The organism is Micromonospora sp. NPDC000121, assembly GCF_042899165.1.
Taxonomy (GTDB): domain Bacteria; phylum Actinomycetota; class Actinomycetes; order Mycobacteriales; family Micromonosporaceae; genus Micromonospora.
In genome coordinates, this window is record NZ_JBIAZP010000009.1 from 1 (window position 1) to 21,367 (window position 21,367).

19 protein-coding genes are annotated in these 21,367 nt (G+C 73.2%); 14 read left to right on the forward strand and 5 right to left on the reverse strand.

What is annotated here, in order from left to right; genetic code table 11:
• Nucleotides 1-275: 275 nt before the first annotated feature.
• Together ACFY23_RS23295 and ACFY23_RS23300 are read left to right on the forward strand one after the other, a co-directional pair.
• Nucleotides 276-1,844, forward strand: coding sequence for an MFS transporter (locus ACFY23_RS23295; RefSeq protein WP_350819291.1), 1,569 nt, complete (start codon nucleotides 276-278; stop codon nucleotides 1,842-1,844).
• A gap of 11 nt (nucleotides 1,845-1,855) precedes the next feature.
• Entirely contained in the window at nucleotides 1,856-2,464 is a 609-nt protein-coding gene (locus ACFY23_RS23300) for a TetR/AcrR family transcriptional regulator (protein ID WP_350687556.1), read from the forward strand.
• Nucleotides 2,465-2,512: 48 nt separating this feature from the next.
• On the opposite strand, the gene ACFY23_RS23305 is transcribed toward ACFY23_RS23300, so the two are convergent.
• Nucleotides 2,513-4,432, reverse strand: a complete 1,920-nt coding sequence (locus ACFY23_RS23305; protein WP_350819292.1) for a helix-turn-helix domain-containing protein — start codon at nucleotides 4,430-4,432, stop codon at nucleotides 2,513-2,515.
• A gap of 14 nt (nucleotides 4,433-4,446) precedes the next feature.
• Entirely contained in the window at nucleotides 4,447-5,229 is a 783-nt protein-coding gene (locus tag ACFY23_RS23310; protein ID WP_350686932.1) for a 3-hydroxybutyrate dehydrogenase, read from the reverse strand.
• Between the two features lie 194 nt (nucleotides 5,230-5,423).
• Here ACFY23_RS23310 and ruvC point away from each other — a divergent pair, with 194 nt between their 5' ends.
• The 8 genes from ruvC to ACFY23_RS23350 all read left to right on the forward strand — a co-directional run bounded on the left by ruvC (nucleotide 5,424) and on the right by ACFY23_RS23350 (nucleotide 14,831).
• A complete protein-coding gene (ruvC, locus tag ACFY23_RS23315; protein ID WP_350686934.1) occupies nucleotides 5,424-5,951 on the forward strand; it encodes a crossover junction endodeoxyribonuclease RuvC in 528 nt (175 codons plus the stop codon).
• On the forward strand, nucleotides 5,948-6,550 hold the full coding sequence (gene ruvA, locus ACFY23_RS23320) for a Holliday junction branch migration protein RuvA (RefSeq protein ID WP_350686936.1): 603 nt from the start codon (nucleotides 5,948-5,950) through the stop codon (nucleotides 6,548-6,550). The genes ruvC and ruvA overlap by 4 nt, the downstream gene beginning before the upstream one ends.
• Nucleotides 6,547-7,617, forward strand: coding sequence for a Holliday junction branch migration DNA helicase RuvB (ruvB, locus tag ACFY23_RS23325; RefSeq protein WP_350686938.1), 1,071 nt, complete (start codon nucleotides 6,547-6,549; stop codon nucleotides 7,615-7,617). Before ruvA ends, ruvB begins: the two co-directional genes overlap by 4 nt.
• Before the next feature lie 138 nt (nucleotides 7,618-7,755).
• A complete protein-coding gene (yajC, locus tag ACFY23_RS23330; RefSeq protein WP_350686940.1) occupies nucleotides 7,756-8,097 on the forward strand; it encodes a preprotein translocase subunit YajC in 342 nt (113 codons plus the stop codon).
• Between the two features lie 257 nt (nucleotides 8,098-8,354).
• Nucleotides 8,355-10,280, forward strand: coding sequence for a protein translocase subunit SecD (gene secD, locus ACFY23_RS23335; RefSeq protein ID WP_350819294.1), 1,926 nt, complete (start codon nucleotides 8,355-8,357; stop codon nucleotides 10,278-10,280).
• A gap of 1 nt (nucleotide 10,281) precedes the next feature.
• Nucleotides 10,282-11,469, forward strand: a complete 1,188-nt coding sequence (gene secF, locus ACFY23_RS23340; RefSeq protein ID WP_350687186.1) for a protein translocase subunit SecF — start codon at nucleotides 10,282-10,284, stop codon at nucleotides 11,467-11,469.
• Between the two features lie 101 nt (nucleotides 11,470-11,570).
• Nucleotides 11,571-12,137 (forward strand): adenine phosphoribosyltransferase, encoded by a 567-nt coding sequence (locus tag ACFY23_RS23345; protein ID WP_350687184.1) that lies wholly within the window; start codon nucleotides 11,571-11,573, stop codon nucleotides 12,135-12,137.
• Between the two features lie 192 nt (nucleotides 12,138-12,329).
• Nucleotides 12,330-14,831, forward strand: coding sequence for a bifunctional (p)ppGpp synthetase/guanosine-3',5'-bis(diphosphate) 3'-pyrophosphohydrolase (locus tag ACFY23_RS23350; protein WP_350819322.1), 2,502 nt, complete (start codon nucleotides 12,330-12,332; stop codon nucleotides 14,829-14,831).
• Between the two features lie 62 nt (nucleotides 14,832-14,893).
• On the opposite strand, the gene ACFY23_RS23355 is transcribed toward ACFY23_RS23350, so the two are convergent.
• Both ACFY23_RS23355 and ACFY23_RS23360 read right to left on the reverse strand, forming a co-directional pair.
• On the reverse strand, nucleotides 14,894-15,721 hold the full coding sequence (locus ACFY23_RS23355; protein ID WP_350686982.1) for a peptidylprolyl isomerase: 828 nt from the start codon (nucleotides 15,719-15,721) through the stop codon (nucleotides 14,894-14,896).
• Between the two features lie 64 nt (nucleotides 15,722-15,785).
• Nucleotides 15,786-16,682 (reverse strand): peptidylprolyl isomerase, encoded by an 897-nt coding sequence (locus ACFY23_RS23360; RefSeq protein WP_350686980.1) that lies wholly within the window; start codon nucleotides 16,680-16,682, stop codon nucleotides 15,786-15,788.
• 258 nt (nucleotides 16,683-16,940) lie between these two features.
• Here ACFY23_RS23360 and ACFY23_RS23365 point away from each other — a divergent pair, with 258 nt between their 5' ends.
• The 3 genes from ACFY23_RS23365 (at nucleotide 16,941) to ACFY23_RS23375 (ending at nucleotide 20,116) form a co-directional block, all read left to right on the forward strand.
• The gene (locus ACFY23_RS23365; RefSeq protein WP_350819295.1) at nucleotides 16,941-17,660 is read left to right on the forward strand and encodes an MBL fold metallo-hydrolase; all 720 of its coding nucleotides are present in this window, start codon (nucleotides 16,941-16,943) and stop codon (nucleotides 17,658-17,660) included.
• Nucleotides 17,661-17,785: 125 nt separating this feature from the next.
• Complete coding sequence (gene hisS, locus ACFY23_RS23370) at nucleotides 17,786-19,114, forward strand: histidine--tRNA ligase (protein ID WP_350687182.1); 1,329 nt, start codon at nucleotides 17,786-17,788, stop codon at nucleotides 19,112-19,114.
• Nucleotides 19,115-19,183: 69 nt separating this feature from the next.
• Complete coding sequence (locus tag ACFY23_RS23375) at nucleotides 19,184-20,116, forward strand: acyl-ACP desaturase (protein ID WP_350687180.1); 933 nt, start codon at nucleotides 19,184-19,186, stop codon at nucleotides 20,114-20,116.
• Nucleotides 20,117-20,309: 193 nt separating this feature from the next.
• Here the strand turns inward: ACFY23_RS23375 and ACFY23_RS23380 are convergent, their stop codons facing one another.
• A complete protein-coding gene (locus tag ACFY23_RS23380; protein ID WP_350687178.1) occupies nucleotides 20,310-20,825 on the reverse strand; it encodes a PaaI family thioesterase in 516 nt (171 codons plus the stop codon).
• Between the two features lie 56 nt (nucleotides 20,826-20,881).
• Between ACFY23_RS23380 and ACFY23_RS23385 the strand changes: the two genes are divergently transcribed.
• Entirely contained in the window at nucleotides 20,882-21,358 is a 477-nt protein-coding gene (locus ACFY23_RS23385) for a helix-turn-helix domain-containing protein (protein WP_350819297.1), read from the forward strand.
• Nucleotides 21,359-21,367 lie beyond the last annotated feature (9 nt).

A 21,367-nucleotide genomic window follows, 5' to 3' on the forward strand; every position in this document is an offset into this window, starting at 1 on the left:
GGGGCGGGGGGGGGGGCCCGGGGGGGCCGGGGGCGGGGCCCCCCCCGCCCCCCCGGGGGGGGGCCCGGGGGGGCCACACCCCCACCACGACGCACAGCAACCCGACGCACAGCAACCCACTCCGCCGCCCCGGGCCCACCCGACAAGGGCACAGCCGCACGTGACCGCCGACACATAAGATACGAACCGGTTCCGTATCGAAACCCCAACCCCTACGCTGACCTCAATACGAGTCTGACCCGTATCGAAAACGGGACCCGGGGGGAGACCCAGAGATGCAACCGCACGAGAACACCGGACACCCGAGGAGGTGGGCGATCCTCGGCGTGCTCGTGATCAGCCTGCTCGTCGTCGTCCTGGACAACACCATCCTCAACGTCGCGCTGCGTACGCTCGCCGACCCGGTGCACGGCCTCGGCGCCAGCCAGGGCGAGCTGGAGTGGTCGATCAACTCCTACACGCTCGTCTTCGCCGGCCTGCTGTTCACCTTCGGCGTGCTCGGCGACCGTGCCGGGCGCAAGCGTTTCCTGCTGATCGGCCTGGTGCTCTTCGGGCTGGCGTCGCTGCTGTCGGCGTACGCGCAGAGCCCGGCGCAGCTCGTCGCGGCCCGCGCGCTGATGGGGGTGGGCGGCGCGGCCATCATGCCGGTCACGCTCTCGATCATCTCCAACGTCTTCGACCCCCGGGAGCGGGGCCGGGCGATCGGCGTCTGGGCGGGCGCGGTCGGCCTGGCGGTGGCGATCGGCCCGATCCTCGGCGGCGCGCTGCTGGAGCACTACTGGTGGGGCTCCGTCTTCCTGATCAACGTGCCGGTGGTCGTGCTCGGCGTGGTGCTGGTGGCGATCCTGGTGCCCGAGTCGCGGGACCCGAACCCGGGGCGCGTCGACGTCGTGGGCGTGCTGCTGTCGGTGGTCGGTCTGGTCGCCCTGACGTACGGCATCATCGACGGCGGCGAGCACGGCTTCGGCCGCCCGGTGGTCTGGGCCGCGGTCCTCGGCGGCCTGGCGGTGCTGGCCTGGTTCGTCGCGTACGAGCGGCGCAGCGACCACCCGTCGCTGGACGTGCGGCTGTTCCGGGTGCCCCGCTTCGCCGCCCCGGTGGCGATCGTCGGGCTGATCTTCTTCGCCGCGATGGGCGTGATGTTCTTCAGCTCGTTCTACCTGCAACTGGTGCGCGGCTACAGCCCGCTGGAGACCGGCCTGCTCTTCCTGCCCTTCGCGGTGGCCCAGCTCGTCTTCGCCCCGCGCAGCGCGGCGATGGTCCGCCGGTACGGCGGCAAGGCGGTCGCCGTGGTCGGGCTGGCGCTGACCGTGGTGGCGCTCGGCGCGTTCGCCTTCGTCGGCGAGAGCACCCCGATCTGGGTGGTGCTGGTCTTCTTCTTCCTCCAGGGCGCCGGGATGGCCAACATCATGCCCCCGGCCACGGAGTCGATCATGTCGGCGCTGCCCCGGGAGAAGGCCGGGGTCGGCTCGGCGGTCAGCAACACGGTCCGGCAGGTGGCCGGCGCGCTCGGCGTGGCGGTGCTCGGGTCGGTGCTCTCCGCGGTCTACCGCGCCGACGTCGACTCCGCGCTGCGGGACCTGCCCGCCGGGGCGCGCGACGCGGCCGGCGAGTCGATCTCCGGCGCGTACGCCGCGGCGGGTCAGCTCGGGCCGGCGGCGCCGCAGCTGATCGCGGTGGCCAACGACGCCTTCGTGGCCGCTATGCACTGGGCGGCGGGCCTGGCCGCGGCGGTCGCCGCCGTCGGCATCCTCGTGGTGCTGCGCTGGATGCCCGGCCGCGCCGCGGCCCCGGCGGTGGCGCCGGCGCCGGCGGGTGAACCCGAGTTGGCCGGGACCGCCTAGGTTCGGGGACAATGTCCGACATGACTTCCGCCGCCGACGCTCCGCGGTCGCCTGGGCGACCGCGGAGCGTCCGCGCGGACGAGGCGATCCTCGAGGCCACCCTCGACCTGCTCGCCGAGGGCAGCACGATCGAGGCCCTCTCGATCGAGTCGATCGCCGCCCGGGCCGGCGTGGGCAAGGCCACCATCTACCGCCGCTGGCCCGGCAAGGACGCGTTGCTGACCGACGCGCTGCGCCGGCTCAAGGGCCAACCGCCGGCGCCGCCCGGCCGGTCGGTCCGCGACGACCTGGTGGTGCTGGTCGGCGCGGTCGGGCACAACATCGACCCGCGGGCGGCGCGGATCATGCCCTGCCTGGTGCCGCGGGTGAACCGCAGCCCGGACGAGTACCAGCTCTACCAGAGCATCATCGAGCCGCGCCGGGCGCTGATGCGGGAGGTGCTGCGCCGGGGGATCCGCACGGGCGAGCTGCGCGCCGACATCGACGTCGAGGTCACCATGGCGATGCTGACCGGCCCGATGCTGATCCAGCGGGTGCTGCGCTGGCATCCCGACCTTGATGAGGCGTCCCTGCCGGAGAAGATCGTCGACGGCGTGCTGGACGGCATCCGCGCCCGCTGACCCCGGCCGCCGCCTGGTCCGGCACGCCGGGCACGGGCGGCCGGACCGTCAGCCGGCCGGCGTACGCAGGCGGTGCAGGCGCAGGGCGAGCTGGACCTCCAGCGCCCGCTCCGGCTTCTGCCAGTCCGCCCCGAGCAGCTGCCCGACCCGCTCCAGCCGCTGGGTCACCGTGTTGACGTGCACGTGCAGCAGCTCGGCGGCCCGGGCCAGGCTGCCGCCCACCCCGAAGTACGCCTCCAGCGTCTTCACCAGCGCGGTGCCCCGCCGGGCGTCGTAGTCGACCACCGGCCCCACGGTGGCCGTCAGGAACCGCTCCACGTCCTTGTCGCCGCCGTCGCCGACCGCGCCCAGCAGCAGCCCGACGAATCCCAGCTCGGCGGTGCTCGCGCCCTGCCCCGACCGGCCCAGCGCGCCCAGCGCCGTCAGGCAGCGGTCCGCCTCGGCGAACGTGGTGGCCAGCGACGCCGGCCCCGTCGACGGGCCGCTCGCTCCGGCGGTGACCGGCCGGCCGGTCACCCGGGACAGGTCCCGGGCCACCGCCCGGGCGCTGCCGCCCGCGTCCCGGCCCGGCAGCATCAGCACCACCCGGCCGTCGCGGGCCGCCGCCAGCCCACCCCGCGTCGAGGCGTACGTGGTGGCCCACGACAGCACCCGCTGCCGGGCCGAGCCCGTCGCGGCGATCGCGTCGTCGCCGACCGCCACCAGCACGTGCGGCGCGTCCAGGTCCACCCCGAGCCGGCGGGCCCGGCTGCGCAGCGCGTCGGTGTCCCGCAGCGGCCGGGCGATCAGGTCGTCGAGCAACTCGCCCCGGACCCGCCCCTCCGCCTCGGCGACGGTGCGCCGGAACAGCAGCAGCAGCGCGGTCACCAGCGACGCCCGCTCCAGGATCCGCTGGTCGGCGTCGACCAGCTCGTCGTCGGGGCGCAGCACCAGCGCGCCCATGTTCTCCGCGCCGGCCACCACTGCGGCGTACCAGAGCGGGCCCCGGCGCACGCTGCGGCCCTCCGTACGCGACGCGGCCACCGCCTCCACCATGTCCGCCCGGTCCGGCTCGTCGATCTCACCGACCCGGGCCAGCAGCCGGCCCTCCGCGTCCAGCGCCAGCAGCGCCCCGCCGAGCACGTCGGTGACCGCCGCGGCCACGTCCTCCACGCCGCCGCCGCGCAGCACCAGCGCGGTCATCCGGTCGTGCGCCGCCGCGGCCCGCTCCACCGAGCTGCTGTGCGCCCGGATGGTGGTGTTCGCCGCCGACAGCTCCTCCAACGCCGCCCGGGTCTCCGCGAGCAGCCGCGCGGTGTCGATCGCCACCGCCGCGTGCGCGGCGAGGGACACCAGCAGCGCCACCTCCTCCCGGACGAACGGCCGGGCCGAGCGGTTGGCCGCGTAGAGCACGCCGATCGAGGTCGAGCCGAGCCGCAGCGGCACGCCCAGGATGGCCACCAGGCCCTCCTCGCCCACCCCGGCGTCGATCTCGCCGGTGTGGTGGAAGCGGTCGTCCTCCGGGTAGTTCGCGGTGACGTACGGGGCGCCGGACTGGGCCACCAGGCCGCCGAGGCCGGCGCCCATCGGCAGCCGCAGCCGCTGGAAGCGGGCGGAGACCGAGCCGTCGGTGACGCGCATGTAGGTGTCGCCGCGCTCGTCGTCGTTGAGCGTCATGTAGGCGACGTCCGCGCCGAGCAGGTTGCGCGCCCGGTGCACGATCGCGCGCAGCACGTCGTCGAGGTCGCGCAGCCCGGCCAGGTCGCTGACCGTGTCGTACAGGCCGGACAGCTCGACCTCCCGGCGGCGGCGGCGTTCCAGCAGCGCGCGGACCCGCAGCGCCACCGTCTTGGCCTGCTCCAGCTCGGCGAGCCGGTCGGGCGGCAGCCCGGCGGCGCGCGCGGCGACGAGCGGCCCCTCGAACTCCACCGCGGCGGCCTCGCGGGCGAGCAGCTCCAGGAACTCCACCGGTGACGACATGACCGACATTGTGCGGCTCGCCACTAGTTCGCCGTCCAGCCCCCGTCGAGCGCGATGGACGCGCCCGTGATGAACGCGGCCGGCGGGGAGCAGAGGTACGCCACCAGCTCCGACACCTCCTCCGGCTCGATCAGCCGCTTGATCGCCGCCCGGGCCAGCATGATCTTCTCGACGACTTCCGTCTCCGGGATGCCGTGGCTGGCCGCCTGGTCGGCGATCTGGCTCTCCACCAGCGCGGTCCGCACGTACGCCGGGTTGATGCAGTTGGCGGTCACGCCGTGCGCGGCGCCCTCCAACGCCACCACTTTCGACAGCCCCTCCAGCGCGTGCTTGGCCGAGACGTACGCCGACTTGTACGGCGAGGCGCGCAGCCCGTGCACCGAGGAGATGTTGACGATTCGCCCCCAGCCCTTGGCGTACATGTGCGGCAGCGCCCGGCGGATGATCAGGAACGGCGCCTCCACCATGACCCGGTGCAGGTAGGCGAAGCGCTCCGGGGAGAACTCCTGCACGGGCGCCACGTGCTGGAGGCCGGCGTTGTTGACCACGATGTCCACGTCCGCGTCGAGCCGGTCCACCGCCTCGGCCTCCGCCAGGTCGATGCCCTCGGCCCGGCCGCCGGCCTCCGCCGCCACCGCCTTGGCCGCCTCGATGTTGCGGTCCACCACCAGGACCTTGGCGCCGGCGGCGGCGAGCCGCAGGGCGCAGGCGCGGCCGATGCCGCTGCCGCCCCCGGTCACCAGGGCGGTACGACCAGCGAGGTCGACGTGTACGACGTGGGGCACCGCCACGGGTTCTGCCGTCATGGCGCATGAAGTTACGAGCTGTGTGTCCGGGCGCACATGGGGCGGCGACACATACTCGGCGGCTGGAGTGTGTGGCCGGGCGCGCCCGGCGCACGGCGTGTCGACGCGCCCGGCGTGTCCCCGGCGTCGGGGTGTCACCCCGATCGGTAGGGTGTCGAACACACGTACTGCTGACGGCTGGGGGAGGAGGCGGCGTGCGCGTGCTCGGCGTCGACCCGGGGCTGACCCGGTGCGGGGTCGGCGTGGTCGAGGGCGTGCCGGGGCGGCCCTGCACGTTGGTCGCCTACTACGTCGTCTACACCGACCCGGGCGACGAGCTGCCGCTGCGGCTGCTGCACCTGGACCGCTCGCTCACCGACCTGGTCGCCGAGCACCGGCCGGACAGCGTCGCCGTCGAGCGGGTGTTCAGCCAGCACAACGTCCGCACGGTGATGGGCACCGCCCAGGCCAGCGGGATCGCCGTGCTCGCCGGCGCCCGCGCCGGGCTGCCCGTGCAGACCTACACGCCCAGCGAGGTGAAGGCGGCCGTGACCGGTTCCGGTCAGGCCGACAAGGCCCAGATGACGGCCATGGTCACCCGGCTGCTGCGGCTGCCCGAGCCGCCGAAGCCGGCGGACGCCGCCGACGCCCTCGCCCTGGCCATCTGTCACGTGTGGCGCGGCGGGACGCGCTCCAAGCTGGCCGCCGCGGCCGACCGGGTACGACGAGGAGGAGCCAGATGATCGCCAGCGTGCGCGGGGTGGTGACCGCGACCGGTCCGGACCACGCGGTCGTGGAGGTCGGCGGGGTGGGCCTGGCGGTGCAGTGCGCCCCCGGCACCCTCGCCGAGCTGCGGATCGGCCAGCCCGCCCGGCTGGCCACCAGCCTGGTCGTCCGGGAGGATTCGCTCACCCTCTACGGCTTCGCCGACGACGACGCCAAGCAGCTCTTCGAGCTGCTGCAGACCGCCAGCGGGGTCGGCCCCCGGCTGGCCCAGGCCGTGCTGGCCGTGCACACCCCCGACGCGGTGCGCAAGGCGATCGCCAACGCCGACACCGCCGCGCTGACCCGGGTGCCCGGCATCGGCAAGAAGGGCGCCGAGCGGCTGGTCCTGGAGCTGCGCGACCGGGTCGGCCCGGTCCCGGTCGGCGCCGACGGGGCGGCCGGGGTGACCGGCGGGGCGTGGCCCGAGCAGGTTCGGCAGGCGCTGGTCGGGCTGGGCTGGACGGCGGGGCAGGCCGACCAGGCGGTCGCCGCGGTGGCGGAGACCGTCGACGGTGACGTGCCGCCCGTGCCGGTGCTGCTCAAGCAGGCCATCCGACTGCTGGGCCGCACCCGGTGACCGGTCCAGACGGCAACCTGGTCTCCGCGTACGTCAACGACGCGGAACGGGACGCGGAGGCCAGCGTCCGGCCGAAGCGGCTGGAGGAGTTCATCGCCCAGCACCGCGTGCGCGACCAGCTCGACCTGCTGCTCCAGGGCGCGATGCGGCGGGGCTCCCCGCCCGACCACATCCTCCTCTCGGGCCCGCCCGGCCTCGGCAAGACGACGTTGGCCAACATCGTCGCCGCCGAGCTGGGTTCGGGCATCCGGGTGACCAGCGGCCCGGCGATCGAGCGTTCGGGTGACCTGGCGGCGATCCTGACCAGCCTCGCCGAGGGCGACGTGCTCTTCATCGACGAGATCCACCGGATCGCCAAGCCGGCCGAGGAGCTGCTCTACAGCGCGATGGAGGACTTCCGGGTCGACGTGGTGGTCGGCAAGGGCCCCGGCGCGACCGCCATCCCGCTGGACGTCGAGCCGTTCACCCTGGTCGGCGCGACCACCCGCTCGGGGCTGCTGACCGGGCCGATGCGGGACCGCTTCGGCTTCGTCGCACACCTGGACTTCTACTCCCCGGCGGACCTGGAGGTGCTGCTGCGCCGCTCGGCCCGGATCCTCGGCGTGCCGATCACCGACGACGGCGCCGCCGAGATCGCCGGCCGATCCCGGGGCACCCCGCGGATCGCGAACCGGCTGCTGCGCCGGGTGCGCGACTTCGCCGAGGTCCGCGCCGACGGCGTGGTCACCGTGGAGACCGCCCGGGCGGCCCTGACGGTGTACGACGTCGACGCGCTCGGCCTGGACCGGCTGGACCGGGCGGTGCTGACCGCGCTGGTCGACTCGTTCCGGGGTGGCCCCGTGGGCCTGTCCACCCTGGCCGTGGCGGTGGGGGAGCAGCCGGACACGGTCGAGGAGGTGTGCGAGCCGTTCCTGGTCCGCGCCGGCCTGCTGGCCCGTACGCCGCGGGGCCGGGTCGCCACCGAGGCCGCCTGGCAGCACCTGGGGCGTACGCCACCTAATGGTACATTTGGCGCGGATGCCCCTCGTGCGCCCGATCTGTTCTCGGTGGACGCCGATCAGCCGTGATGCGAACGTGATCTGTGCCGCATTCGGCGTTCCCAGGTGCAGGGATTAGACTCGCGCCGGTCTGTACAGGACGTGAGAATCCGCCTCCGCTCCGGCACGCCAGTGCCAGGTCGGCGGCCAATGGGAAGGTCTTTCACCGTGCTTTACGCAGCAGAGGGCGGCGGGGGTGCCGGCAGCCTGACGCCGATCCTCATGATCGCTCTGCTCTTCGGCGTCATGTACTTCATGATGATCCGCCCCCAGCAGAAGCGCCGCCGCGAGGCGGAGGCCATGCAGTCCGCCCTCGCCCCGGGCGACGAGGTGGTCACGATCGGCGGCCTCTACGGCACGGTCACCGGGGTGGACGACGACACCGTCCTGCTCGAGGTCGCGCCCGGTGTGCAGACCCGGTACGCCCGCCCGGCGATCGCCCGGGTGGTCAGCCAGGCGGAGCGTCCCGCCGAGCCGGCCGCCGAGGATGCGGACGTCGTCAAGGAGTGAGGCGTCGCTCCCGCCCGGGACGGCGGTCGCCGGCTCGCGGTGACCGCCGTGCCCGAAGGGGCAGCGGAGACGACGTGAAAACTGGATAGTTGGGCCCGACGGCGGGAGCCGGCACGTCCACGCTCCGCTCGGCGCTCCCGCGCCGCGACGTCGGGGCCCGCGTGCCGACCCCGACGCCGGCCCGTCAGGACCGCCGGCCGCGCCGGCCGACACCCCGCCGCACCAGCGGCGCGACCGTACAGGGAGACAGGACAGCCGTGGCACCACCTCAGGGACAGATGCGCCCCGGACGGCAACTGGCCGTGCTCGGGCTCATCTTCGTCGTCCTCTATCTTTTGGTGTTCTTCGCGGGCGGCGCCAGCGGCGGCTGGAAGGACCGGCTGGAGCCCAAGCTCGGCCTGGACCTCGTCGGTGGCACCCGGCTGACGCTGGAGGCGACCAACACCGTCGACGGCCGGGCCCCGACGGCGGAGAACCTCGAGGAGGCCCGCCAGATCATCGAGAGCCGGGTCAACGCCTTCGGCGTTGCCGAGGCGGAGGTGGTCACCGAGGGCAACCGCAACATCGTGATCTCCCTGCCCGGTGAGAACCGCGACATCACCGAGGTCGGCAGCGCCGCCGAGCTGCGCTTCCGCAAGGTGCTCAAGGCCGCCGACGGCAGCGGCGCGGCCGCCGCCCCGGCGCCGACCGCCACCCCGGCGCCGTCCGGCAGCGCGACCCCGGCCCCGTCGGGCAGCGCGACGCCCTCGGCCAGCGCCTCCCCGTCCGGCACCGCCGGGCCGAAGGTGACCCCGTCGGCGAGCGGCGGCCAGGGCGGCATGGCGCCGGCACCGAGCGCCAGCCCGTCGGCGTCGGCTCCGGCCTCGCCGAGCGCCGCGGCACCCTCGCCCAGCGCCAGCGGCGAGCCGGTGCCGCAGAGCGTCGAGGAGCAGCGCAAGGCCGTCGAGCAGAAGGTCGGCGCCGCGGCCTGGGCCGCCGCGAACGGCCTCTCGGCACCGGCCGACCTGACCGCTGACCCGTCGCTGGCGGAGAAGCTCAAGCCGTTCGCCGCCCTCGACCCGCGCGAGGTCGCGGTGCTGCCGGCGCAGATGCAGTTCAACGTGCCGCAGATCAGCTGCGCCCAGCTCGACAAGCGGCCGCCGGCGTCGATCTCCGCCCCGGACCAGCAGGTGGTCGCCTGTGAGGACGGCGCCGCGAAGTACCTGCTCGACCAGGCGAAGGTGCTCGGCACCGACGTCGACGACGCCAACGCGGTGCTCGACCAGACCAGCCAGTGGGTGGTCAGCCTCGACTTCTCCGGCGCCGGCCAGGACAAGTGGACCGGCCTGACCCGCGAGGCGTTCAACAACGAGGGCCAGGCCTGCGACGCCACCGCGCTCGGCCAGGACGGCAAGTGCCGCGTCGCCGTCGTGCTGGACAACGAGATCGTCTCCTCGCCCGAGATCCAGGGCGTGCTGACCGGCGAATCGCAGATCACCGGCAACTTCACCCAGAAGGACGCCAGCACCCTCGCCGGTCAGCTCCGCTACGGCGCGCTGCCGGTGACCTTCGAGGAGCAGGAGTCGCAGAACGTCACCGCCACGCTGGGCGCCAGCCACCTGCGGGCCGGTCTCCTCGCGGCGGGCATCGGCATGGCGCTGGTCATCATCTACTCGTTCTTCTACTACCGCCTGCTGGGCTCGGTGATCTTCCTGAGCCTGGTCCTCTCGGCGCTGCTGGTCTTCGGCGCGCTGGTGGTGCTCGGCCGGCAGATCGGCTTCACCCTCACCCTCGCCGGCATCGCCGGCATGATCGTGTCGCTCGGTGTGGCGGCGGACTCGTTCGTCATCTACTTCGAGCGGCTCAAGGACGAGATCCGGGAGGGGCGCAGCCCGCGCAGCGCGGTGCCGCGCGCCTGGATCCGGGCCCGCCGGACCATCATCTCGGCCAACGCGATCACGCTGATGTCGGCGGTGGTGCTCTACGTGGTCTCGGTCGGCGCGGTGAAGGGCTTCGCCTTCGCCCTCGGCCTGGCCACCGTGCTGGACCTGGTCGTGGTCTTCCTCTTCCGGCACCCGATCATGACGATGTTCGCCCGCACCCGGGCGTTCCTGTCCCCGCGGGTCAGCGGTCTCGGGCGGGCACTCCCGGCCCGGACGGCCGAGCAGGCCAAGCCCCGCAACCCGCGCGTCAAGGAGGCCTGAGATGGCTAAGAGTGGTCTCGCGAGCCGCCTCTACCGCGGTGAGGCCGGCCTCGACATCATCGGCCGGCGCAAGCTCTGGTTCGCCGTCGCCGGCACGCTGGTCCTGCTGGCGCTCCTCAGCTTCGGGCTGCGCGGGTTCCACCTCGGCATCGAGTTCGCCGGCGGCAACTCGTTCCAGATCCCCGCCAGCGTCGGCACGCTGGAGCAGACCGAGGAGAGGGTCGGCACGGCCCTCGCCACGGCCGGTGACGGCGCCAGGGTGGTCACCACGCAGAAGGTCGGCGGCACCGGCGGCGACTTCTACGAGGTGCGCACCACGCAGCTCGACACCGAGCAGGCCAACGCGGTCAGGGTCGAGCTGGCCGAGGAGTTCGGCATCGACGCCGCCGCCATCAGCGGCAACCAGGTCAGCGAGGCGTGGGGCAGCCAGGTCACCTCCCGGGCGTTGCTCGGTCTGGTCATCTTCATCGCGCTGGTGATGGTCTACCTGATCCTGCGGTTCGAGTGGCGGATGGCGGTCGCCGCCGTCTCCTCGCTGATCATGAACCTGGTCCTCACCGCCGGCGTCTACTCGCTGGTCGGCTTCGAGGTCACCCCGTCGACGGTCATCGGCTTCCTCACGATCCTGGGCTTCGCGCTCTACGACGTGGTGGTGGTCTTCGACAAGGTGCAGGAGAACACGCGCGGCATCACCGCGAACAACAACCAGACGTACGGCGAGGCGGCCAACCTGGCGATCAACCAGAGCCTCATGCGGTCGCTGAACACCTCGGTGGTGGCGCTGCTGCCGGTCGGTGGTCTGCTCTTCATCGGTGCCGGCCTGCTCGGCGCGGGCACCCTGAAGGACCTCGGCCTGGTGCTCTTCGTCGGTATGGCGGTGGCGTTCCTGACCTCGATCCTGCTGGCCACGCCGCTGCTGGTGCTGCTCAAGAACTACGAGCCGCGGATCCAGGCGCACAACAAGCGGGTGGAGGCCCGCCGGGGCGCCGTCGCCCGCGGCGACGTCACCCCGAAGGCGTCCCGCTCCGCGGAGGCCGCGGACGAGCCGGTCGACCCGGAGTCGGCGGCGCTGGCCGGGGCCGCGCCGAAGGTGGGCGCGCGGCCGGCCGGGAAGCGGTCGACCGGCGCCCGCGGCGGCCGGCCGGCCGGTGGCGGCGGCAACCGGCCGGGCGGCGGCAAGCGGCGCTGACCTGGGCCGGCGACACCCGGTAGGAATCGGACCGACGGCGTCCTTCATGCTGTGCGAGCAGCAGGGAGGACGCCGTCGTCGTGGAAGGGGAGCGGACTGCCGTGACGGAGACCCACAGCACCGTGGTACGGGGAGACAGCGGCCCGGAGGCCGCGAAGCTGGTGGCCAGCCGGGTGCTCGACGTGCCCGACTTCCCCAAGCCCGGTGTCATGTTCAAGGACCTGATGCCGCTGTTCGCCGACGGTGAGGCGTTCCGCCAGGTGGTCGACGCGATCGTCGCGTACCACGGGCGGGACTCGTTCGACGCCGTCGTCGGCATGGAGGCGCGCGGGTTCGTGGTCGCGGCGGCCGTCGCGTACGCGACCGGGGTCGGCGTGGTGCCGGTGCGCAAGGCCGGGAAGCTGCCCCGCCCGGCGTACTCGGCCTCCTACGACCTGGAGTACGGCCAGGCCACCCTGGAGGTGCACCAGGACGCGTTCACCGCCGGGCACCGGGTGCTGGTGGTCGACGACGTGCTCGCCACCGGCGGCACGGCCGAGGCGACGCTGGACCTGGTGGAGCGGGCCGGGGGCACCGTGGCCGGCTTCACCGTGCTGCTGGAACTCGGCTTCCTCGGCGCGCGGGAGCGGCTCTCCCCGCGCCCGGTGCATGCCCTGCTGACCGTTTGAGCGCCCCGCCCGTCGGGTGGACCCGGCGCGGTCCGTCCGGCGGAGCGGCGGGGCACCGTGCGTGCGGGTAGCATTGCCCTTTGCTGACCGGGCGGGACGTCCGGACGGCGCGAGACCAGGCCGACCGGCGCACGGTCGGTGTATTCCCGGCGAGCGGTGAGGAGGCCGGTGTCCCACGATGTCGCCCCTCCGGTGGAGGGCACGGTGCACCCGACAGGCGACGCGGACGGCTCGGTGACCGCACGGAACGGTGACGCGGCGGCGCGTGGCGCGGGCTCCGGCAACGGCTCCGGCGTGACCGGTCCGGCCGACACCGCGCGGTCCGGCGTGACGGCCGGCCCGACCGGTGGCGCGGGCGCGGCGACCGAAGGGGTCGTGCTCCCGTTCCCCGCCGACGCCGCCGGCGATCCGTTGCCCAGCGCCGGCTTCGCGCTGTCCAGCGCGCCCACCGGCCGCCGCGTCCGGGCCAGGCTGGCGCGGTTCAACGCGCCGTGGCAGTCCTCGCAGGTCAGCGAGGTGCTCGAACCGCTGATCTCGACCCACCGGGACGCCCACCCCAAGGCCGACGCCCGGCTGCTCCAGCGCGCGTTCGACACCGCGGCCCGCTGGCACTCCGGGCAGTACCGCAAGTCCGGCGACCCCTACATCACGCACCCGCTCGCGGTGGCCACCATCCTGGCCAACCTCGGGATGGACACCACCACCCTGGTGGCCGCGCTGCTGCACGACACCATCGAGGACACGGAATACACCCTCGACCAGATGCGCGCCGACTTCGGCGGCGAGGTCGCGCTGCTCGTCGACGGGGTCACCAAGCTCGACAAGGTCAAGCTGGGTGACGCGGCCAAGGCCGAGACGATCCGCAAGATGGTCGTCGCGATGGCCAAGGACCCGCGGGTGCTGGTGATCAAGCTGGCCGACCGGCTGCACAACATGCGTACCCTCACCTTCCTGCCTCGCCCGAAGCAGGAGCAGAAGGCGAAGGAGACCCTGGAGATCCTCGCCCCGCTGGCCCACCGGCTGGGTATGAACACCATCAAGTGGGAGCTGGAGGACCTCGCCTTCGGGACGCTGTTCCCGAAGCGCTACGAGGAGATCAACCGGCTGATCGGGGAGCACCAGCCGCAGCGGGAGGCGCTGCTGCGCCAGGTCACCCAGAAGGTGCAGACCGACCTCAAGGCCGCGAAGATCAAGGCGGAGACCACCGGGCGGCCGAAGCACCTCTACTCGATCTACCAGAAGATGATCGTGCGGGGTCGCGACTTCAACGACATCTACGACCTGGTCGGGGTGCGGATCCTGGTCGACACGGTGCGGGACTGCTACGCGGCGCTGGGCGTGATCCACGCCAACTGGCAGCCGGTCCCGGGCCGGTTCAAGGACTACATCGCGATGCCCAAGTTCAACATGTACCAGTCGTTGCACACGACGGTCATCGGGCCCACCGGCAAGCCGGTCGAGATGCAGATCCGCACGTACGCGATGCACCGCACCGCCGAGTTCGGCATCGCCGCGCACTGGAAGTACAAGGAGCACAAGGGCACCCAGATCGTCGGCCCGCCGGCGCACATCGACGAGATGACCTGGCTGCGCCAGCTGCTGGACTGGCAGCGGGAGGCGGCCGACCCGAGCGAGTTCCTCGACGCGCTGCGCTTCGACCTGTCCAGCCAGGAGGTGTACGTCTTCACCCCGAAGGGTGACGTCATCCCGCTGCCGACCGGGTCGACGCCGGTGGACTTCGCGTACGCGGTGCACACCGAGGTCGGGCACAAGTGCATCGGGGCGCGGGTCAACGGCAAGCTGGTGCCGCTGGAATCGACGCTGTCCAACGGCGACGTGATCGAGATCTTCACGTCGAAGTCCGACACGGCCGGCCCGACGCAGGACTGGCTGGGCTTCGTCAAGAGCCCCCGCGCCCGCACCAAGATCCGCCAGTACTTCAACAAGGAGCGCCGCGAGGAGGCGATCGAGGCCGGCAAGGACGCGATCGTCAAGGCGATGCGCAAGCAGGGCATGCCCCTGCAGCGGATGCTCACCTCCGACGCGCTGATGGCGATCGCGCGGGACCTGCACCTGGCCGACGTCGCCTCGCTCTACGCCGCCGTCGGCGACAGCCAGGTCTCCGCCCAGTCGGTGGTGCAGAAGCTGATGGCCGCGTACGGCGGCGAGGAGGGCGCGGCGGAGGACATCGCCGAGACCGCCGTCGCCACCCGGCCGCCGCGCAGCCGGCAGAGCAGCGCGGACCCGGGCGTCGTCGTCCGCGGGGTCAGCGACGTGTGGATCAAGCTCGCGCGCTGCTGCACCCCCGTCCCGCCGGACTCGGTCTTCGGCTTCGTGACCCGCTCCGGCGGGGTGAGCGTGCACCGGGACGACTGCGCCAACGCCGAGGACCTGCGGGCGCAGAACGAGCGCGTGGTCGAGGTGAGCTGGAAGCTCACGTCCGCGTCGACGTTCCTGGTCGCCATCCAGGTCGAGGCGCTGGACCGGCACAAGCTGCTCGCCGACGTCACCCGGGTGCTCTCCGACGAGCGGGTCAACATCCTCTCCGCGACGGTCACCACCACCCGCGACCGGGTGGCGGTGAGCCGGTTCAGCTTCGAGATGGCCGACCCGAAGCACCTGGGCCACCTGCTGGCCGCGGTCCGCAAGGTCGACGGCGTCTTCGACGCCTACCGCGTCACCTCCGGCGCCTGACCGGAAAGCGAAGCGCCCGCCGGCGATGCCGGCGGGCGCTTCGTCGTACGTCGGGTGGCTGGTCAGCTCATGGTGAGCTTCTTGATGGTGATCTCCTTCTTCGGGTGACCACCGCCGGCCTGCTGCGCGAACGCCTTGTCGTCGCCCGCCGCCGCGACCTGCTTGACGATGTCCATGCCGCCGGTGATGGTGCCCAGGACGGTGTAGTTCGGGTCCAGCGGCGAGTCGCCGTAGACGATGAAGAACTGGCTGCCCGTGCTGCCCGGCTGGCCGGAGTTGGCCATCGCGATCACGCCCTCCGGGTACGGCGGGCGCTTGTCGGTGGGCAGGTTCTCCTCGGCGAGCCGGTAGCTCGGGCCGCCGGTGCCGTCGGTCTCCCGCCAGCCCTTGCCGGTCGCGCTCGGGTCGCCGCACTGGAGCACCTGGATGCCCTCGGTCACCAGCCGGTGGCACTTGCTGTTGTCGAAGAAGTTCTTCTCCGCCAGGTGGGTGAAGCTACCCGCGGTGCAGGGCACCGCCGCCCGGTCGACCTTGGCGGTGATCGGGCCGAGGTTGGTGTCGATCGTCATCGTCTGGGTGCCAGTGTTCGACTGCTGCGTGGGCGGCAGCCCGACGTCCTTGATCTGCGGGGTCCGCTGGTCGGCGGGCATCTCGGTCCACGCGCACTGCACGTGGTCGGCCGCCGGCCCGGCGGTGTCGGTCTTGTCGTCGTCGCCGCCCAGCGTGGTGGCGAGCCACACGGTGCCGGCGATGACGAGCACCAGGACCGACGCGGCTCCCACGATCGCCTGGGTCTGCCGGCGCTTGCGGGCTCTGGCCGCGCGCTCGGCCATCTCCTTCTCGAGCCGGGCGCGGGCCGCCGCGCGCTGCCGCTCTCTGGTGGACGTCACGCCTGGATCCTCCTGGGCTGTCTCGGGCGCGGTCGGTGCCGCTGAGGTTGGTGGGGCGGCCGGGTCAGCCGGCGCTGGGGCTGGCCGCCGGGGCGCCGGACGCGGACGGCGTCGCCGACGGGGCCGACGTCACCTGCGCCACGGGCTCACCGACGGTCAGGCTCTGGACGACCACGTCGTCGTCCTTGGGCTTGACCTTGGCCCCCGTCCCATTGTCCACGGTCGGCTTGGCACCGATCTTCTCCACCACGTCGATCCCGCCGGTGACCCGGCCGATGACCGGGTACTTCGGGTCGGCCGTGGTGAAGTCCTTGAAGAAGATCAGGAACTGGCTCGCGTTGGCGCCCGGCGGGTTGGCGATCATCGCGACCGTGCCCTTCGGGTACGTCGCGGGCTGGCCGGGCGCGGGGCTCGCCGACGGCGACGGCGCGGGGGTGGGGACGTTCTCGTCGTAGAACGAGTACGTCGGGCCGCCCAGCCCGGTGCCGCTCGGGTCGCCGCAGCGCACCGCGCCCTCGGCGGTGATCTCGTGGCACTTGGTGTTGTCGTAGAACGACCGGCTGGCCAGGTGGGCGATGCTCGCCGCGGCGCACGGGGCGGCGGCGAGGTCCAGCTCGACGGTGACCGGGGCGCCCTGGTTGGTGGTGACCGTCATCGGGCGTACGCCGGAGGTGGGCAGCCCCTGGGTCGCCGGGGTGCCGACGTCCTTGAGGTTGGTGTTCGCCGTGGCGTCCTGCGGGGTCCAGAGACAGACGTCCTCGGCGGCCGTGTTCTCCTTCGGGTCGTCGTCGAAGGCGCCCAGCCCCCAGGCCGAGCCGACCACGATCAGCGCGAGGACGACGGTGACGCCGACGCCGGCCTGGATCTGCCGGCGACGCTTGGCGGCGGCGGCCCGGCGGGCGAGCTGCCGGTCGAGCTTGGCGCGCGCCAGTTTGCGCTGCCGGTCCCTGCTGGAAGCCACCCGTGCTCCCCTTCCTCTACCCTGGTCGTCACCGGTGGTCGGGCGTCCTGCGCCCGTCCGGCGGCAGGTGCGCCACGCCACACGCCCGCCAGAGTGTACGGCTACCGGCTGGGAAAGTGGTGTACGAGGTCCAGGGCTGCCTCTATCGGGACGCGTCACTGTGGCGAACGGGGCCTCCGGGGCGGATGCGCCGAACCCGGTCGCGTCGCCGGTTAGGCTGCTGGCAGGACCCGACAGCTCGACGGAAGGGGAGCGGACGTGCTCGTGGCCGGCTTTCCCGCGGACGCCTTCGGCACCAACTGCTACGTGGTCGCCGCCGCGCCGGGGGAGCAGTGCGTGGTGGTCGACCCCGGCATCGGGGTGCTCGACCGGCTCGACGCGCTGCTGGCCGAGCACCGGCTGCACCCGGCCGCGGTGCTGCTCACCCACGGCCACCTCGACCACACGTTCTCGGTCGCGCCGGTCTGCGGCGCCCGCGGGATCACCGCGTACGTGCACCCGGGCGACCGGGAGATGCTCGCCGACCCGGCCAAGGGGCTGTCGGCGGACCTCACCTCGCTCTTCGGCGGGCGGCTGCCGTACACGGAGCCGGAGGACGTCGCGGAGCTGACCGACGGCGCCACGCTCGCCCTCGCCGGGCTGGAGATCACCGTCGACCACGCCCCGGGCCATACCGGCGGGTCGGTGCTCTTCCGGCTGCCGGCCGCGGGCTCGCCCTGGGAGGCGGAGCAGCTCTGCCTCTCCGGCGACGTCCTGTTCGCCGGCTCCATCGGCCGCACCGACCTGCCGGGCGGCAGCATGCCGACGATGATCAGCAGCCTGCGGGACAAGATCCTCCCGCTGGCGGACGACACCGTCGTGCTGCCCGGCCACGGCCCCGCGACCACCATCGGCCGCGAGCGCGCGACCAACCCGTACCTCATCGAGGTGGCGGGTGGCGACGGCGCGCGAGCGGCCGCCCCCGCCCGCGGCCTGTAGCCGGCCGCCCCGAGCCTTCGCCCGCGCGGCCAACGACGGCCGCACCGAGCCTTCGCCCCCGCGGCCGCCGACGGCCGCACCAGCCTTCGCCCGCGCGGACCGCGCGGGTCTGCGAACGGAGCATCATGAGCAAGCCCACGCCCATCTCCGGCTTCCCGGAGTGGACGCCCGCCCAGCGGATGATCGAGCAGTTCGTGCTCGACCGGATCCGCGCCACCTTCGAGCTGTACGGCTTCGCGCCGCTGGAGACCCGCGCGGTGGAGCCGCTGGACCAGCTGCTGCGCAAGGGGGAGACCTCGAAGGAGGTCTACCTGATCCGGCGGTTGCAGGCCGACGCCGACGGCCCGGCCGGGGACGACGCGCTCGGCCTGCACTTCGACCTGACCGTGCCGTTCGCCCGCTACGTGCTGGAGAACGCCGGCAAGCTGCAGTTCCCGTTCCGCCGCTACCAGATCCAGAAGGTGTGGCGCGGTGAGCGGCCGCAGGAGGGGCGCTACCGCGAGTTCCTCCAGGCCGACATCGACATCGTCGACCGGGACACCCTGGCCCCGCACTTCGAGGCGGAGATGCCGCTGGTGGTCGGCGACGCGCTGCGCTCGCTGCCGATTCCGCCGGTGCGGATCCAGGTCAACAACCGCAAGATCTGCGAGGGCTTCTACCGGGGGGTCGGCCTGACCGACCCGGAGGCGGCGCTGCGCGCGGTGGACAAGCTCGACAAGATCGGCCCGGTGAAGGTGGCCGAGTTGCTGGCCGAGACCGCCGGGGCGAGCGAGGCGCAGGCCAAGGCCGTCCTGGCGCTGGCCGAGATCTCCGCCCCGGACGCCTCCTTCGCCGACGCCGTCCGTGCCCTCGGCGTCACCGACCCGCTGCTCGACGAGGGGATCGAGGAGCTGGTCCGGGTGGTGGAGACCGCGGCCGAGCACTCCCCGGGGCTGTGCGTGGCCGACCTGCGCATCGCCCGCGGCCTGGACTACTACACCGGCACCGTCTACGAGACGCAGATGGTCGGCTACGAGCGGTTCGGCTCGGTCTGCTCCGGCGGCCGGTACGACAACCTCGCCACCTCCGGAAACGTCCGCTTCCCCGGGGTGGGCATCTCGATCGGGGTGACCCGGCTGCTCGGGCTGCTCTTCGGCGCCGGCGCGCTGTCGGTGTCGCGGGACGTGCCGACCTGCGTCCTGGTCACGGTGACCAGCGAGGAGCAGCGGCCGGTGAGCAACCGGGTGGCCGAGGCGCTGCGTCGGCGGGGCGTGCCGACCGAGGTGTCGCCGAGCGCGGCGAAGTTCGGCAAGCAGATCCGCTACGCCGAGCGGCGGGGCATCCCGTACGTCTGGTTCCCGGGGGTGGACGGGGCCGTCGACGAGGTGAAGGACATCCGCTCCGGCGAGCAGGTCGCCGCGGCGGCGGGGGAGTGGACGCCGCCCCGGGCGGACCTCAAGCCGCTGGTCAGCTGAGACGTTACTGGCGCGTACGGCCGATCGGACCTACGGTGGCGTAAGTTACGCCACCGTAGGGAGATCGTCGTGACCGTGCTCAGCCAGACCGCCCTGCTCCTCGAACTGGAGCACGTCGTCGAGAAGAACCTCGACCGGCACCTGTCCATGGCGAAGGAATGGTTCCCGCACGAGTACGTCCCGTGGAGCGAGGGGCGCACCTTCGACGGGCCGCTCGGCGGCGAGGCGTGGGCGGAGACCGACTCCACCATCCCCGACGTGGCCCGCACCGCGCTGATCGTCAACCTGCTGACCGAGGACAACCTGCCCTCGTACCACCACCAGATCGCCACCCTGTTCGGCCGGGACGGCGCCTGGGGCACCTGGGTGCACCGGTGGACCGCCGAGGAGGCCCGGCACGGCACCGCCATCCGCGACTACCTGACCGTCACCCGGGCGGTCGACCCGGTGGCCCTGGAGCGGGCCCGGATGGTGCACATGTCCACCGGGTACAGCAACGCCCACGACGAGGAGATGCTGCACTCGCTGGCGTACGTCTCGTTCCAGGAGTTGGCGACGCGGATCTCGCACCGCAACACCGGCAAGGCCACCGGCGACCCGACCTGCGAGGCGCTGCTCGCGCGGGTGGCGGCCGACGAGAACCTGCACATGGTCTTCTACCGCAACCTCCTCGGCGCGGCCTTCGAGCTGGCGCCCGGCCAGGCGATGCGGGCGGTCGCCGACGTCCTGGCCGACTTCCAGATGCCGGGCAACGGCATCGAGGGCTTCGCCCGCAAGTCCGTGACGATCGCCCTCGCCGGCATCTACGACCTGCGGCAGCACCGCGACGAGGTGGTCGTCCCGGTGCTGCGCCAGTGGGACGTCTTCAACGTGACCGGCCTGGACGCCGACGGCGAGGCCGCCCGCGACCAGATCGCCGCCCACCTCGACGACCTGGAGCGCGCCGCGTCCCGCTTCGAGGAGAAGCGCGCGGCCCGCGCGGCCCGCCTCGCCGCCCGCTGAGCTGCTGACCGCCCCGGCCGTCGGGGCTCCGGGCGTGGCCGTCGCTGGCTCTCTCGACGACGACCACGCCCGGAGCGTCTCTCCCGCGCCCCCGCGCGCCTGCTCCCGCCGATCTTGCACTTTGTGTCCGGGCGAAAGACGCGATTGGGCCCCATCGAGGGCCGAAAGCGCAAGATCGGCGGGGCGGGGTGGGTCAGGCGGGCTGGTCGAGGGGGAAGAGGAGGCAGGTGGAGGTGGCGTGGGCGACGAGGCGGGACTCGGCGTCCAGCAGCCTCGCCTCGGCCAGCGCCGTGCGGCGGCCGCGCTGCAGGACGGTGCCCTCGCAGCGCAGGATGCCGCTCGCGACGGTGACCGGGCGGAGGAACTTCACGTTCAGGTCCAGTGAGGTGTAGCCGACCCCGGCCGGCAGCGTGGTGTGCACCGCGCAGGCCGCCGCCGTGTCCAGCAGGGTGGAGATGACCCCGCCGTGCACGGTGCCGAGCGGGTTGTAGTGGAACTCCTGGGGGACCAGCTCGACGGCCACCCGGCCCTCGTCGGCCTCCATCCGGGACATGTCGACCAGGTGCATGATCGGCGGCGCCGCGAGTTCCCCGGCGATCATCGCGCGGAGCAGCTCCAGGCCGCCGCGCCGGCCGAGGTGCGCGGCGTTGATGCCTGGGTCGGACCACGAGAAGGTGCGGCTGCGCGCCGGGTCCTGCGTCTGTGTCATGGACTCAGCCTGGCAGCGCGTTGCTGAGTCTGTCAATGAGACCTAGCCTGGAGCGCATGAGGCCCGCGGCACTGGACTGGTCGATCGAGAACTGCACGATCGCGCGGGCGATGGAGGTCCTCGGCGAGCGGTGGACGCTGGTCGTGCTGCGCGAGGTCTTCAACGGCGTCCGCCGCTTCGACGACATGCGCGTCCGCACCGGCATCCCCCGGCAGGTGCTCACCAATCGGCTGGCGATGCTGGTGGAGCGAGGCGTGCTGCGGCGCGAGCCCTACCGGGAGCCGGGCAGCCGGGTGCGCCACGAGTACCGGCTGACCGACATGGGGCTGGACCTCTGGCCGGTGCTGGTCGCCGTCCTCGGCTGGGGCGACCGCTACCTGGCCGACCCGGACGGCTCGCCGTTGACCGTCGCGCACCGCGACTGCGGCGGCGAGGTGCGCGTCGAGCTGCGCTGCGAGCGCGGCCACGAGGTGGCCCGGCCCCGCGACGTGGTGCCGCGCCCGGGCCCCGGGGCGCGCCGCCGCGTCGGGTGAGCGCGCGGC